Source organism: Bifidobacterium sp. UTCIF-39 (assembly GCF_006408715.1).
GTDB lineage: Bacteria > Actinomycetota > Actinomycetes > Actinomycetales > Bifidobacteriaceae > Galliscardovia > Galliscardovia tissieri.
On the sequence record NZ_JEOG01000005.1, the window covers coordinates 21128 to 35864 of the forward strand.

The following is a 14737-nucleotide window of genomic DNA, read 5'->3' on the forward strand; positions in this document are numbered from 1 at the left end:
ATGATGTCGCGGCTTCGGGATTTGCGGGCATAACCGTGGCAACAATAGTCAGATGGTGACGTTATAGTAATCTCGAAGTTGGCTTGATTTGCCGATGTTTGGAGTTATTCAAAGAGAGGTGCCTTCTAATGGCAGAATCAACGATTCGTCCCACAAAGCTTGCGATCATTGGTGCCGGTGCCGTCGGTTCCACCATGGCCTTCGCCGCTGCTCAGCGCGGCATCGCCCGTGAGATCGTGCTGGAAGATATCGCCGCCAAGCGTGTCGAGGCTGAGGTGCTGGACATGCAGCACGGTTCGAGCTTCTATCCCACCGTCTCCATCAGCGGATCCGACGATGTCGAGATCTGCCGTGACGCAGACGTCGTCGTCATCACCGCCGGTGCCCGCCAGAAGCCCGGTCAGTCCCGTCTTGACCTCGCCGGCGCCACCATCAACATCATGAAGTCCATCATCCCCGGTGTCGTCAACGTGGCCCCCAACGCCATCTACATGCTCGTCACCAACCCCGTTGACATCGTCACCCACGTGTCCATGAAGCTCTCCGGCCTCCCCGCCAACCAGATCTTCGGTTCCGGCACCAACCTGGACTCCGCCCGTCTTCGCTTCCTCATCGCCCAGCAGACCGGCGTCAACGTCAAGAACGTCCACGCCTACATCGCCGGCGAGCACGGTGACTCCGAAGTCCCGCTCTGGGCCTCTGCCACCATCGGTGGCGTCCCCATGTGCGACTGGACCCCGCTCCCCGGCCACGAGCCCCTCGATGCCGCCAAGCGTGAGGAGATCCACCAGGAAGTCAAGAACGCCGCCTACCGCATCATCGAAGGCAAGGGCGCCACCAACTACGCCATCGCTATGTCCGGTGTCGACATCATCGAATCCATCCTCAAGGATTCCAACCGCATCCTCCCCGTCTCCTCCCTCCTCCACGACTTCCACGGCATCTCCGATGTCTGCATGTCCGTCCCCTCCGTCCTCAACCGTCAGGGCGTCAACACCCGCATCAACACCCCGCTCTCCGATCGTGAGCTCGCGGCCCTCAAGCGCTCTGCCGAGACGCTGAAGCAGACCGCCGCCCAGTTCGGCTTCTGATAAAAAACCGCCCCACGGAGTGTCATCTTCGTTGCAGAGAACTTGACGTACCTTTGTACGCCTGCGTTCTCTGTGTCTTGATGACACACTCGTGGGGCGGTTTTTTTGTGATCCGTCCCTATGGAGTGTCGTCTGTGTTGCGGAGGATCTGACGTACCTTTGTATGCGTTCTCTGCGTCTTGATGACACACTCGTGGGGCGGTTTTGTGGTTGAGGTCCCACGGGGTGTCATCTTCGTTGCAGAGAATGTAACGTTTGTACGTTTTTCGATTCCTGCGTTGGGTGGCACTCGCGTGGGGCGGATTGTTATGTGTGGTATGGCCTTGCAAGGTGTTAGATCTTGCGGAGGACTGTAACCACCTTACCCATGACCGTGGCGTTGGTGCCGTCAATGGGCGTGTATGCAGGATTATGCGGAATCAGCCAGATGTGGCCCTTGTCCTTGCGGAACGTCTTCACCGTGGCCTCTCCATCAAGCAGGGCGGCAACGATATCACCGTTCTCTGCCGTATGCTGTGAACGCACCACTACGAAATCCCCATCGCAGATGGCGGCATCCACCATGGAATCGCCATGGACCTCCAGCATGAACAGATTGCCATCTCCAGTCAAGCGCTTCGGCAGACGCATCACATCTTCAACATGCTGTTCGGCGGTAATGGGCACGCCGGCCGCTATACGTCCCACCAGCGGCACATCGCGGGACTGGGCAAGGGATTCCTCCCGCTCCTCAATGGCCTCCTGACTCGGGAAACGAACGATTGCTGATCCGTTCGGAGTTCGTTCGATCGTATCGCCATCCCAATCAGCCAGCAGCTCGATGGCACGACCCTTGTTCGCATTGATGCGAATATAGCCTTTTGACTCAAGGGCGTGAAGCTGGTGCTTCACTGACGAAGGGCTCTTCAGTCCAACGCTTTCGCCGATTTCACGAAACGAAGGGGCGAAACCCTTCTGAAGAATATGCTCGCGAATCGCCTCCAGCACACGTCGTTGCCTGTCGGTGAGATCCTCCCCGCCGAATACGGGACCGCCATCTTCCGGCGAAAAGGGTATGGTACGCACGTCGGACTCCTTTCAGTTGGTTCAACTGTACATCGAAATGTTCGAAATGCAAAACAGATGTTCTATGTCCGCTTGCATCGGTCGTACACATGTGGCACAATTGCAACTAACGTTCGATAGAACGTGTGTTCGAGAAAGGTGTGTCATGACGGATATGCATTTCACATTGGAGGCAAAGGGCCCGAATTCCAAGGCTTTGAGACGTCGGATGTCGCAGAAGGCGATAATGTCTTCGGTTGCGACGAATGTTCGATCGACCGCTGGTGATGTTCGATCGATCATGGCTTCCTGGGCACGCGTGGTGGTTGGCGTGCTGGCCATTGTCATATGCTGCCTGATGGTTTTGGCGCTGAACGGGCCGAGCAATGCGGACTCCAACGCCGAACCCATGGAAGTCACCAGCTATACCGTGGCTCCGGGAGATACCTTGTGGTCCTACGCCGAGCGGATCACGCCGAGAGGTGGGGATGTAAGCGAGACGGTGGATGAACTGAAACGGATCAATCATCTTGATACGTCGTCGCTGCGGGTGGGGCAGCGCATTGTGGTTCCGGTGCGATGACATGTCCTGCAACGATGAGGCGTCCATAGCGGCGGTAGCCGTCCGTAATGAGGACACGCAGTTCGATTTCGTCGATGGTTTGTGCAAGACACGCGGGTGGTGCGCCCCAACGTTTACTCTTGATGGTATGCATTGTCCTTTCTGTAAGAACCCGGATACCAAGGTCGTCGATACCCGTGTGGGGGAGGATGGCTACTCCATTCGACGTCGACGCGAATGCCCGAAATGTTCGCGTCGCTTTACCACAGTGGAAACAGCCACATTGATGGTGATCAAACGATCGGGGAACGTTGAACCGTTCAACCGTGACAAGGTGATCACCGGAGTGCGCAAGGCGTGCCAGGGGCGGCCCATCAAGGAAGAGGATCTCAAGCAGCTGGGCCAGAGAGTCGAAGAGGATCTTCGCGCCCGCGGACTTGCTCAGGTGCCTTCCGATGAAGTCGGCCGGGCGATACTCGGTCCGTTGCGTGATCTGGATGAAGTCGCCTATATGCGTTTTGCAAGCGTGTATCAGGAATTCAACAATCTCGAAGATTTCGAACGAGCAATCAAGGAACTGCGCGATCAGGAATCGAAGGAAGGGAACGAGTCCCACGACTGAATGAGGAACCGACAGATCGGTTGGCTGATATGGAATGAGCTTCACCGTGAAGCCCATAGTTCGTGAAAGTTCCGTTATCGCGATACGTGTAGATATACATGAAGGGTGTCCCCGGGCAGAGGGGGACACCCTTCATGTTGGTTGTCTCGCAAGGAACGAAATACGCGAATCTACAGCACGCGTACGCGAATCGTGCCCTGCAGATTCCGGAGCTTCTCCAGCGACTCGTCGCTCGGGCGGCTGGACACATCGGTGACTACGTAACCGAGCTCGTCCTCGGTGGCCAACGCCTGTGCGGTGATGTTGATGTTCTCCGCACCGAGTACATGATTCACATTGGCCAGTACGCCGGGCAGGTTGTCGTGCAGGTGGGCGATACGCACAGCACCCTGGCAGGGATTCATGTTCAACGTCGGCATATTGACCGACAGCGAAGTGACGCCATTGCTCCAGTAGTCAAGCAGCTTATGCGACACGAAGTGGCCGATGGCCTCCTGCGCCTCCAGCGTGGATCCGCCGATATGCGGGGTGAGGATTACGTTGTCCTCCTCGCTCAGCGGGGTGGAGAACGCATCGCCCGACTTCTTCGGCTCCACCGGGAACACATCCACTGCGGCACCGGCGATATGACCGGAGTCCATATGGCTCTTCAGCGCATCCAGATCGGCGACGAATCCACGGGACAGGTTGATGAATACCGCACCCGGCTTCATGCGGGCGAACTGAGCCTCACCGAAGAAATTGGTGTTCGACTTGCGGCCATCAACATGCAACGTCACCGCGTCGGACTGCTCCAGCAGCTCATCGAGGGTCTCCATACGCTCGGCATTGCCCAGCGCCAGCTTCTCCTCGATGTCGTAGAACACCACATGCATGCCCAGAGCCTCGGCGAGGACGGACACCTGCGAGCCGATGTTGCCATAGCCGATGATGCCCAGCGTCTTGCCGCGAACCTCGTGGGAACCGGCAGCGGACTTGTCCCACACGCCGCCACGCACATGATGCGAGTGGGCGGGCAGGCGGCGCATCAGCGAGATGATGTCCGAGATGACCAGCTCAACCACGGAGCGGGTGTTTGAATAGGGAGCATTGAACACGGCGATACCGTGCTTGCCCGCATACTTCAGATCCACCTGGTTGGTACCGATGGAGAAGCATCCCACGGCGGTCAGATTCGGCCTGGCGGCAAGCACCTTCTCGGTGACGCTCGTCTTGGAGCGAACACCGAGAAGATCCACACCATCAAGCGCTGCGATGAGTTCGTCCTCATCCATGGCACCTTTCGTGGTCACCACTTCGAAGCCGTGCTGTCGAAGATTCTCGGAAGCGAACGGATGAATGTTCTCGAGTAATAAGGCTTTAGGCATACAGCTACCCTACATCGGCAGGTGGTCCGCGTCATCCTGCGTCCGCACGATGACCAATTTCTGAGTCGGACGGGTCATCGCCACGTACAGATCGGACGCGGCGACCTGACGGGCCGGCGCATTGTCCTCGATCAGACCGGGCTGTACCACCACGACGGCGTCGAACTCGAGTCCCTTGACATCCTGCGGCGTACACAGGCTCACCTGCGAGTCCCATACCTTCTGACGACGCAGAATCTGGGCGCGATCCTCACCCAGACGCTGGCTGACAGACGACCACACGCGTTCGCCCAGAGCCGTGATAATTTCGGGGTCTGCGATCACGGCGATGCGTCCGGTGCCATCGGCGGACACGAACCGGGTGGCCAGATCAGCCGCGTAGTCGGCAGCCGTGTTCAGCATGTCATCGTCATCCTGGACCACGATGCGTTCCACGGAGTCCTTGATCTTACGAACCGCCTTGACGGTGGAGATATACAGTCCCTCCTGCTCGGCGAATCGGGAGGCCAGATCGGAGACCTCCTGAGGATTGCGGTAGTCGATGGTCAGCTCATTGAGATCCCAGCCATCCTGACCGAACAGCTTGTCAAGCGTGCGCTGCCAGGAACGGGAGCCGGCCAATGCCGACGTCTGCGCCACGTCGCCCACGATGGTGAACGAACGCGATGGACAACGGCGCATCAGCATACGCCAATCCATGGGGGTGAGCTCCTGTGCCTCGTCCACCACGATATGCCCGTAGGTCCATTCGCGCTGTCCGGCGGCCTTCTGCGCGGCGGTGCTGTCATCCAGCCCGTTGATCTGATCGAGCAGCATGTCCGACGTGACGATGCCCGAACCGATGCCGGCCTGTGCAAGCGTGTCTTTGGCGAACTGTTCATCCTGCATACGCTGCGCGTCCTTTCGTGCACGGGCGTCGTACTCACGAGGGTCATCGCCGAGCAGTTCGAGCGCCTCGTCGAGCAGTGGGATGTCGGACGGCGTCAGCGGCGATCCCTTGGGACGGAACAACTCGTGCAGATCGTCATCGCGCAGCCAAGGAGCGTATCGGTGCAGTTTGTTCGGCTTGGCCCACATATCCTCAAGCAGCCACTGTGCGGTCATGGGCAACCATGCCAGATTGAGGGTCCTGCGTACCTGATCGTCCATACGCAGCATGGAATGAGCGGACGCCAGTTCGGAACGGTCGGGATCATAGTCCAACAGCTCCGCGTAGCGGGTCACCATGGAGTGCAGCATCGACTCGACGAAGGTTTCGCGGGCCTTGTTATGCGGCTGTCGGGTACGCTTGGCGTCGTTCTGCGCCGCAATGATATCCGTGGATCGCATTGGCACTTTGATGCCATTGACACGGACGACCGGCAGATCCTTCGGAACGCGGATACGCGCCGAGACGGCATTGGCGATGACGGCGGCCATACGACGATCCCCCTTGAGCGCCGCCGCCCGTGGTGATTCGACGCCTGTGGCCTGAATACCCGGGATCAGATTGGCGATGGTCCGGGAGACCACGCCGGTCTCGCCCAGCGACGGGAGCACCTGATCGATGTAGTGCAGGAACGACGCGCTGGGGCCGACCACCAGCACGCCGGAACGCTGCAGCTTGTTGCGATGCGTATACAGCAGATAGGCCGCCCTATGCAGCGCCACTGCCGTCTTGCCGGTGCCGGGCCCGCCCTGCACGACCACCGCACGGTTCAACGGCGTGCGGATGATGCGATCCTGTTCCGCCTGAATGGTGGCCACGATGTCGGTCATCTTGCCGGTGCGACGGGAGCTGAGCGAAGCCAGCAGAGCACCTTCGCCGGTCAGCGTGCCGGAGGCGGACGCCTCGCTCACCTGTTCCGAGTGCACGTCGAGCACCTCGTCCTCGATGCCTACGACCTCTCGGAATCGCAGCGTGATATGACGACGCATCACGATATCGCCCCGATGGGCCGGTGTCGCCTCGTAGAACGGGCGGGCGGCCTCGGCTCGCCAGTCGATGAGGATGGGATTGTAGTCGGCGTCCGACAGGCCGATGCGTCCGATGTAATGACGAACGCCATTCTCCTCGTCAAGCCTGCCGAACACCAGACGATCCTCCACCGAGCGCAACTGGGTGAGACGATTCTCGTACATGGTGGCGAAGGAATCGCGTTCGGCCCGCTGGGTGGGGGAGCCGTGCGCTCCCGTAGCCCTGACCTTGTCGAGACTGTCCTTGGTCTGCTTGCGCATCTCATCAAGGCGTCCGTAGACACGATCGACCGTCTGCTGCTCGTCGTGCAGCTGCGAGGAATAGTTGGACATGAAAAGATCGCTCCTTGGCGGGGCCGGAAAGTTCGGCATTTCACTATACTCGCAGGCCTCTAAAACCCGATGGATTTCCTCGGATGCATGCATTTGTGGCGTTATTGGGGCGGAAAAACCTATAGTGGGGAAGATTGGGGATAAGTGGGGTAAAGTGGTGAACTGTTGGTCGCGACTCATGGCAAACGGGGCAAGGAGGTGCGCGCGATGGTCGACAGCGAACCAGCGGCCGCGCCGGCAGAGGCTCCTCCAGAGCTTCCGCCCCTGCTGCTGGGCACCTATACCCCGAAGATCGACGCCAAGGGAAGGCTCGCCCTCCCCGCAAAGCTTCGTAGCCAGCTTGGCCGCGGATTGGTCATGGCGAGGGGACAGGAACGCTGCATCTATCTGCTGCCCTACAGCGAATTTCGAAGGGTTGCCGCGCAGATCCAGCGCACATCGCTGGGCAACAAGGCGGCACGTGACTACTTGCGCGTGTTCCTGTCGGGGGCCGTCGATCAGGAACCCGACAAACAGGGCAGAGTGGTGATCCCGCCCATGTTGCGCGACTATGCGGGTCTGGGAACCGATGTCGTCGTCATCGGCGTCGGCACTCGTGCGGAGATATGGAACAGGGACGCTTGGGAGACATACCTGACCGAGCAGGAACAGGGCTATGCGGACATAGCCGATGACGTACTACCGGCAATGGAGTTCTAACACACATGGATATCACAGCGATTCACCAACCGGTGCTGCTGGACGACTGCGTGCGTCTGGTGACCGAGGCCGCAACAGTGCCTGGATCGGTCATCGTCGACTGCACGCTTGGACTTGCGGGCCATTCCACGGCGTTTCTCAAAGCCGCCCCGAACGCCAGACTCATCGGTATCGACCGGGATGAGGAGGCGCTCGCCCTCGCCACTCGTCGTATGCAGGACGAGGGCCTGTCGGATCGGTTCACGCCGGTTCACGCCGCCTTCGATGCGTTCGCCGACGTGCTGGCCGATCAGGGGATCGATCGCGTGCACGCCGTGTTCATGGATCTGGGATTGTCGAGTCTGCAGATCGACGAAACCGAACGCGGATTCTCCTATTCGCACGATGCGCCACTGGATATGCGCATGGACGCCACGCAGGGGATGACCGCCGAACGTGTGCTGGCCGAATACACCATGGATCATCTGCGGTGGATCTTCCGCGAATATGGCGAGGAGCGCTTCGCCGGCCCGATCGCGAAGGCCATCGTGACCGACCGTGAACGCGAACCGTTACGCACCTCGGCACAGTTGAACGCACTGGTCGATCGGGTGGTGCCCAAGGCCCACAGGCCCGCGGGCAATCCGGCCAAGCGGGTGTTCCAAGCATTGCGCATCGAGGTGAATGGCGAGCTGGACAAGCTGGCGTCGACCCTGCCTCAGGCCGCATTGCATCTCGCCGTCGGCGGTCGACTGGTCGTCGAATCGTATCATTCGCTGGAGGATAAGACCGTCAAGCGGTTCATGTCCAACGGTCTGAAGATCGACGTGCCTGCCGGCATGCCGGTGATTCCGGATGATGCGCAGCCGTTCTTCCGGGACCTGACACATGGCGCGATCAAGGCCGACGAGCAGGAGATCGCGAATAATCCGAGATCGGCCTCCGTCCGCCTGAGGGGAGTGGAGCTCACCCGTGAGCTTCCGGCACGATGGGCGTCCAGTTTCGCGTCGGGCGAGCATCGCTTCAGTTATAGGGAGCCGTCGAAATCGCAGGGCCGCATGCGAAACGGAACCGGCAAGGGCTTTGGAAAGGCAAGGAGGGGCCGAAGATGAGCGCATCTCCAAGGGTTGCGCGTTCCCGTTCCAAGGCGCAGGAGCGCAGCACCCGTCCGACCACATCCACCCGGGACCGGCTTCAAGTGACCACGTCGTCGAAAACCACAACGTTCTCCAATCGCATGCGTGGGCTGATGGGCGGTGTGCATCCCCGCCGTATGCGGTTGTTCCATTTCGTGGTGGCATTGGTGTTCCTCGGTGCGAGTCTTATCGGATCATTGGTGCTGCGCACGCAGATGATCGAGGACTCGTTCGCCATCACCGACACCCAGCAGTCCATCGGCCGACTTACCCAGGACATTCAGGAGAAGCAGACCGAACTTGATGGCCTTGAGGCGTCCCTGCCTTCCAAGGCGCAGAAGCTGGGTATGGTTCCCGGCTCCGATGCGCTGACCATCGACCTGAACGACCACGCCGCATCCAGTGACGGGAAGGGATCCAAGTGAGCCGCAAAGTCCGTCGTACGCGTGGCGACATCTTCCGCAGACGATCCCTGGCCGTTGGCATCATTCTCGCGTTCATAGCCTCGATGTGCGTGGTGAAGCTGTCATACATGCAGTTGTTCGCTGCTGGATCGGTAGCCCAGGCCGCCACGGCCAGCCGTACGGTTACCAAGACCGTCAAGGCGCAGCGTGGCACGATCGTCGACACGAACAACGTGGTCCTGGCCCAAAGCGTGGAACGGTATACCATTTACGCCGATCAGGTGGCCGCAGCCGACTTCACCCCCGTGGACTGCAACGGCACGAACGAGAGCACCTGCCATTCGATCGATGGCAAGAACGTGAACGCCACGGGTCCTGCCGCCGTGGCTAAGCTGCTGGCACCGGTGCTCGATATGAACACCATGGAACTCGGTGGCAAGCTCGTGGGCACGAACCGCTACGTGGTATTGAAGAAGAACGTGGTTCCCGAGGTGATGAGGGCCATTCAGAATCTGCACCTGACCGGCGTCATCGGCGCCGAGCTGACATCCGATCGGCAGTATTCCGACGATGGCGGGCTGCTTGGCACCATTCTCGGCGGTGTCGATAGCACAGGGACCGGTGTCGCCGGCATCGAGAAGATGGCCAACAAGTCATTGGTCGGCAAGGACGGCTCCACCAGCTATCAGCGCGGAGCCCGGGGTCAGCAGATCCCCGGCACGGTGACCGAGTCCGTTGACCCGGTCGATGGCGGCACCGTCAAGCTCACCATCGATTGGGACGTGCAATGGTACGTCAAGAAGGCGTTGAAGGATGCTCAGGCGAAGACCAATGCCGAATGGGGCATCGCCGTGGTGCAGGAGGTGAAAACCGGCAAGATCCGCGCGATCGCCGACACCGATGACTACGTGGCCGGCACCGACGAGGCGAAGATGAACGCGTCGAAGGCCGTGACCGCGGTGTTCGAGCCGGGATCCACGGGCAAGCTCATCACCGCGGCGGGCCTGCTGCAGGAGGGCATCCACAAGCCCACCGACCAGTTCCAGGTGCCCTATCAGATCCAGCTCGACGGACAGACCTATCACGATTCGCATGAACACGGCGTGCAGAACCTCACGCTTGCCGGCATCCTCAAGGAGTCGTCCAACGTGGGCACCGTCATGGCATCGACGAACTACGGCCTCGACAAGCGATACGAGTACATCACCGAGTTCGGCATCGGACAGAGCACGGGACTGAACTTCCCCGGCGAATCCAACGGCCAGATCGTCTCCTCGTACAAGGACTGGGACAAGCGCACTCGAAACACCGTGCTGTTCGGTCAGGGCTATTCCGCGTCGGCGTTGCAGATGACCAACGTGGTGGCCACGATCGCCAACAAGGGTGTGCGCAACGGGCAGTCGATCATCGAATCGTCCACCGACGCCCAGGGCAATGACACCACGCCCGCGACCAGCAAGTCGCAACGCGTGGTCGACGAGAACGTGGCATCCGAACTGATGAACATGATGGAGTCCATGGCCGAGCAGTACAAGTCCGTCATCAACGTCCAGGGCTATCGTCTGGCGGGCAAGTCCGGTACCGCGCAGGTGGCCGATTCCTCCGGTGCGCTCAACAGCATCATCGGCGACTTCATCGCCGCCATCCCGGCCAATGACCCGCAGTATGTGATCACCGTCGCACTCAAGGACCCGGAAGGCACCTACGGTGGCACTACGGCAGGTCCTGTGGTGGGTACGATTGGTGAATTCCTTATGCAGAAGTACGAGGTCCCGGCCTCGCCCGAGCGGACCGATGCTATTCCTACTGAATGGTGATCCGGCCGTGGTCGACAAGCAGGACTCGCAATTGCAGGCCGACGGTATTTCGGCCGGAGACAACCGACGCCAAGGGGTAACAGATGAGCGCACTAAGTGAAGCAAGCACGGAACATCTCACCATCGCCGATCTTCGCGAGCGATATGGTTTGACCACCAATGCGAAATTCGCGGGCAAGGTCACCGTCACCTCCATCGCCGACGATCTGAAGTCGGTGATGCCGGGTGCGTTGTTCATTCCGGGACCGCAGGATCTCAACGCCGATGCCGTGGCACAGGCCGAGGAACAGGGGGCGTATGCGGTCCTTCTGCCGACGTCCGTGCAGGATGATGGCCTGGAGGGCAGCATCCCCGTGCTGTACGGCGACCTGAGCGCCGAGGAGATGGGACGTCTCGCCTCCGATATGGCAGGCCATCCCTCGAACTCCGTGGCGGTGTTCCTGGTCGCTGGCGACGACGCCGTGGAACAGGGAGCGGATCTTGCCGAGCTGCTGCATGTGCTTGGCAATCCCGTCGGTCAGATCGGATACCGTCATTCGGTGTCGCTGGAACGTCATCTGGTGGAGGAGTATCCGTTAAGCGCAATCGATGTGCAGCGCATCCTGGCGGTGTTCGTGGAGGACGGCGCGTCCGCGGTGGTGATCGGCGCGGACGACCGCACACTCAGCCCCGGTGCGCTGGAGTCCGTGATCACCGATGTGTGTGCGCTTGACGAACCGGGAATCGGTGACGAGGACGCGATCCGTCCATCGCTGAAGGAGACGCTGGAACGGTACGGTGCAAAGCTGCGTGAAAGAACCCATATCGCACATCGAACCGTGGAAAGCGACGACATGGCCCACCATTACGATGGACAGCTCGACCCGGCTTCGAGCGGAAGACTGTCGCTGGCCATCGCCATGGTGATGAAGGCCGGCGTGCGCAAGGGCAACATCAAGAGCGCCCTGCGTGTGTCGAAGGAAATGAGCTGACGCGTCGGAACATTCCCGTACGCGGAACAATACGGATGCGTTCGCAAGAACGGTTCGTAGAACACAAGAGACAGGAACCACGGAAGAGGTAAACAACCCATGATGGTCATGACAGTTGAGGAAGCGGCGCTGGCGGTAGACGGCAGACTGCGTGTGCGGGATGCCGATCAGGCCGGGAATCCGATCGGCTCGGTGGTGACCGACTCCCGTCAGGCCGGTAAGGGAGCCCTGTTCGTGGCCATTGCCGGCGAACATGTGGACGGTCATGACTTCGTGGCCAAGGCGGGACAGACGGGCGCGGCAGCGGCTTTGGTGGACCATGAGATCGCCGACGCCGATGTGCCGCAGATCATCGTCGATGACACTGTCAAGGCATTGGGCCTGCTCGCCAAGGCCAGCATCGAGCGTCGCCGTGCCGCTGGCACGCCGTTCACCGTGATCGGCATCACCGGGTCGGTGGGCAAGACCACCACCAAGGATCTGCTCAAGGCCTTGCTGTCGTCGCAGGCACCGACCGTGGCACCCGTGGGATCGTTCAACAACGACATCGGCATGCCGATCACCGCGCTGCAGGTGGATGAGCATACCCGGTATCTGGTGTCGGAGATGGGCGCGAACCATCTGGGGGAGATCGCCTACCTGACGTCTCTGGTCCGACCGGACATCGCGGTGGTGCTCAAGGTGGGCGTCGCCCATCTGGGCGAATTCGGCTCCGTGGAGAACATTCAGAAGGCGAAGAGCGAAATCGTGCGTGCGCTGGATGCCAATGGTCTGGCGGTACTCAACGCCGATGACGACCACGTGACACCGATGGCCAGGATCGTGGACGATCGGGTACTGTGGTTCGGCATGGGTGACGGCGCCGAGTCGAAGGCCTCGGATGTGCGCATGAATGGTCTTGACCGAGCCACGTTCACGCTTGCCCTGCCCGGTCAGGATCCGATCGAGGTGAATCTGGCCATCCCGGGACGTCACAATGTGATGAACGCGCTGGCGGCGGCCACGGTCGCCTGGCATCTGGGCATGTCCGCCACGGATATCGCCGGCGTGTTGGCGCGACAGTCCACCATCAGCCCTCACCGTATGGCTGTGTCCACGCTCAGCCGTGGTGGAGCGGACTTCACCGTGATCGACGACTCCTTCAACGCGAACCCCGATTCCATGAAGGCCGGACTCGACGGTCTGCATGGCTGGACGGGCGACAGTGCCGACTCCAATGACAGGCCGTACCGTGTGGCCGTGCTCGGATCCATGCTTGAGCTGGGCGGAGACGAGGCCGGCCTGCACCGGGGCATCGGCGCGTACGCCGCCGAACTCGGCATCGATGCTGTGATCGCCGTGGGCAGCGACCATGACCGGAATCTCGACTCGCTCGCAGCCGACATCATCGATGGCGTGAAGTCCGCCGACAACGCCCCGTTCGCGGAGCTGGTGCACAATGTGGACGACGCGGATCGCACTGTGATCGATCTCGCCATCAGGCATCCCCATGCCGTGGTGCTGCTCAAGGGTTCGCATGCCTCGGGACTGAGCGCGCTCGCCACGCGTTGGGAGCGCAACGATGATCTGCCATCCAAGCACAACGCCGATGGCCACGAAACCACGAAGAATGGAGAAGCACTGTGATTTCGCTCCTTATCGGTCTGGGGGTGTCCCTCATCGTTACGCTGGTGGGCACGCCGATGCTCATCAAGCTGGTGCACAAACTGCATTACGGCCAGTACATCCGTCAGGACGGTCCGCAGTCCCATCTCATCAAACGTGGCACGCCCACGCTGGGCGGCGTGGTCATCAATCTCGCCATCGTGTTGGGTTGGGCGGCTTCGGCGCTGTACCGGTACATCGCGTACCATGACGTACCGAGTTGGACGGCGTTGCTGGTGCTGTTCGCCATGCTTTCCATGGGTCTGCTGGGCTTCATCGACGATTTCGCCAAGGTGCGCAAGAAGCAGAACGAGGGACTGTCGGTGGGCGGCAAGTTCTTCGGGCAGTTTGTGTTCGCCACTATGTTCGCCATTCTTGCGTTGATGATGCCCACCAAGAACGGATTCCCGAGCGCGCAGGCCGGCATTTCGTTCATCGAGCATCGAATCATCTCGTTCGAGTTCGCCGGGCGTGTGGTCGCCATCGTGCTGTTCGTGATCTGGGTGAACTTCCTGATGACGGCGTGGACGAACGCGTTCAATCTCACCGACGGCCTTGATGGTCTGGCATCCGGCAGCTCCATGGTCGCGTTCATCGGCTACGCGCTGATCGCCTACTGGGAGAGCTACCATCTCAAGGGCGCCGGGCATTCCGGCTTCGCCTACTCCGTGTCCGATCCGCAGGATCTGGCCATTCTGGCCGCGTGCGCGGTGGCCGCCTGCTTCGGCTTCCTGTGGTACAACACCAATCCGGCCAAGATCTTCATGGGAGACACGGGTTCGCTGGCATTGGGCGGTCTGTTCGCCGCGTTGTCGATCACCACGCATACCGAGGTGCTCGCCGTGGTGCTCGGAGGTCTGTTCGTGATGGAGACCTGCTCCGATGTGATTCAGGTGGGATATTTCAAGATGACGCACAAGCGCGTGTTCAAGATGGCCCCCATCCATCACCACTTCGAATTATGCGGATGGCAGGAGAACACCGTTGTGGTGCGCTTCTGGATGATCGAGATGCTGTTCGTGCTGGTCGGTCTGGTGCTGTTCTACTCCAACTGGCTGGTCGGCTCAGGACTGTTCTGATCCTGCCGATCGTTGCGGGCCGCATCACGGAAG

13 protein-coding genes are annotated in these 14737 nt (G+C 60.5%); 10 read left to right on the forward strand and 3 right to left on the reverse strand.

Translation table 11 applies throughout. The annotated features are described in order from the left end of the window. The first annotated feature begins 128 nt into the window (after positions 1 to 128). Entirely contained in the window at positions 129 to 1091 is a 963-nt protein-coding gene (locus tag EP30_RS02900; RefSeq protein WP_093960118.1) for an L-lactate dehydrogenase, read from the forward strand. Positions 1092 to 1424: 333 nt separating this feature from the next. Here EP30_RS02900 and lexA read toward each other — a convergent pair whose 3' ends face one another. Then, a complete protein-coding gene (lexA, locus tag EP30_RS02905) occupies positions 1425 to 2156 on the reverse strand; it encodes a transcriptional repressor LexA (protein WP_375137731.1) in 732 nt (243 codons plus the stop codon). 145 nt (positions 2157 to 2301) lie between these two features. Between lexA and EP30_RS02910 the strand changes: the two genes are divergently transcribed. Beyond that, positions 2302 to 2718 (forward strand): LysM peptidoglycan-binding domain-containing protein, encoded by a 417-nt coding sequence (locus EP30_RS02910; RefSeq protein WP_245819317.1) that lies wholly within the window; start codon positions 2302 to 2304, stop codon positions 2716 to 2718. 127 nt (positions 2719 to 2845) lie between these two features. Further along, positions 2846 to 3319 (forward strand): transcriptional regulator NrdR, encoded by a 474-nt coding sequence (gene nrdR, locus EP30_RS02915; RefSeq protein WP_094663373.1) that lies wholly within the window; start codon positions 2846 to 2848, stop codon positions 3317 to 3319. A 170-nt stretch (positions 3320 to 3489) separates the two neighbouring features. Here nrdR and serA read toward each other — a convergent pair whose 3' ends face one another. Both serA and EP30_RS02925 read right to left on the reverse strand, forming a co-directional pair. Then, the gene (gene serA, locus EP30_RS02920) at positions 3490 to 4686 is read right to left on the reverse strand and encodes a phosphoglycerate dehydrogenase (protein WP_094663375.1); all 1197 of its coding nucleotides are present in this window, start codon (positions 4684 to 4686) and stop codon (positions 3490 to 3492) included. A 9-nt stretch (positions 4687 to 4695) separates the two neighbouring features. Beyond that, positions 4696 to 6975, reverse strand: a complete 2280-nt coding sequence (locus tag EP30_RS02925) for an AAA family ATPase (RefSeq protein ID WP_140555999.1) — start codon at positions 6973 to 6975, stop codon at positions 4696 to 4698. A 207-nt stretch (positions 6976 to 7182) separates the two neighbouring features. On the opposite strand from EP30_RS02925, the gene mraZ reads away from it, so the two are divergent. From mraZ to mraY, 7 genes are all read left to right on the forward strand, one after another. Beyond that, entirely contained in the window at positions 7183 to 7674 is a 492-nt protein-coding gene (mraZ, locus tag EP30_RS02930) for a division/cell wall cluster transcriptional repressor MraZ (protein ID WP_094663379.1), read from the forward strand. 5 nt (positions 7675 to 7679) lie between these two features. After that, on the forward strand, positions 7680 to 8765 hold the full coding sequence (rsmH, locus tag EP30_RS02935) for a 16S rRNA (cytosine(1402)-N(4))-methyltransferase RsmH (protein WP_140556001.1): 1086 nt from the start codon (positions 7680 to 7682) through the stop codon (positions 8763 to 8765). Continuing rightward, positions 8762 to 9214, forward strand: coding sequence for a hypothetical protein (locus EP30_RS02940; protein ID WP_140556003.1), 453 nt, complete (start codon positions 8762 to 8764; stop codon positions 9212 to 9214). Before rsmH ends, EP30_RS02940 begins: the two co-directional genes overlap by 4 nt. Next, positions 9211 to 11010 carry a penicillin-binding protein 2 gene (locus EP30_RS02945; protein ID WP_258185331.1) on the forward strand — a complete coding sequence of 600 codons (1800 nt, stop codon included), beginning with the start codon at positions 9211 to 9213 and terminating at the stop codon, positions 11008 to 11010. The genes EP30_RS02940 and EP30_RS02945 overlap by 4 nt, the downstream gene beginning before the upstream one ends. Before the next feature lie 83 nt (positions 11011 to 11093). Beyond that, positions 11094 to 11981, forward strand: a complete 888-nt coding sequence (locus EP30_RS02950; protein ID WP_094663385.1) for a hypothetical protein — start codon at positions 11094 to 11096, stop codon at positions 11979 to 11981. 99 nt (positions 11982 to 12080) lie between these two features. Further along, positions 12081 to 13607: a UDP-N-acetylmuramoyl-tripeptide--D-alanyl-D-alanine ligase gene (gene murF / locus EP30_RS02955; protein ID WP_140556005.1), complete on the forward strand. Its 1527-nt coding sequence runs from the start codon at positions 12081 to 12083 to the stop codon at positions 13605 to 13607. Beyond that, positions 13604 to 14704, forward strand: coding sequence for a phospho-N-acetylmuramoyl-pentapeptide-transferase (gene mraY, locus EP30_RS02960; RefSeq protein ID WP_140556007.1), 1101 nt, complete (start codon positions 13604 to 13606; stop codon positions 14702 to 14704). Before murF ends, mraY begins: the two co-directional genes overlap by 4 nt. The last annotated feature ends 33 nt before the right edge of the window (positions 14705 to 14737 follow it).

What these genes read in the sequence shown, in the direction of transcription:
- EP30_RS02910 (WP_245819317.1), top strand. Translation starts at nt 2,302, where the DNA reads ATGACGGATATGCATTTCACATTGGAGGCAAAGGGCCCGAATTCCAAG.
- EP30_RS02950 (WP_094663385.1), top strand. Translation starts at nt 11,094, where the DNA reads ATGAGCGCACTAAGTGAAGCAAGCACGGAACATCTCACCATCGCCGAT.
- EP30_RS02940 (WP_140556003.1), top strand. Translation starts at nt 8,762, where the DNA reads ATGAGCGCATCTCCAAGGGTTGCGCGTTCCCGTTCCAAGGCGCAGGAG.
- rsmH (WP_140556001.1), top strand. Translation starts at nt 7,680, where the DNA reads ATGGATATCACAGCGATTCACCAACCGGTGCTGCTGGACGACTGCGTG.
- murF (WP_140556005.1), top strand. Translation starts at nt 12,081, where the DNA reads ATGATGGTCATGACAGTTGAGGAAGCGGCGCTGGCGGTAGACGGCAGA.
- nrdR (WP_094663373.1), top strand. Translation starts at nt 2,846, where the DNA reads ATGCATTGTCCTTTCTGTAAGAACCCGGATACCAAGGTCGTCGATACC.
- serA (WP_094663375.1), bottom strand. Translation starts at nt 4,686, where the DNA reads ATGCCTAAAGCCTTATTACTCGAGAACATTCATCCGTTCGCTTCCGAG.
- EP30_RS02900 (WP_093960118.1), top strand. Translation starts at nt 129, where the DNA reads ATGGCAGAATCAACGATTCGTCCCACAAAGCTTGCGATCATTGGTGCC.
- mraZ (WP_094663379.1), top strand. Translation starts at nt 7,183, where the DNA reads ATGGTCGACAGCGAACCAGCGGCCGCGCCGGCAGAGGCTCCTCCAGAG.
- EP30_RS02925 (WP_140555999.1), bottom strand. Translation starts at nt 6,975, where the DNA reads ATGTCCAACTATTCCTCGCAGCTGCACGACGAGCAGCAGACGGTCGAT.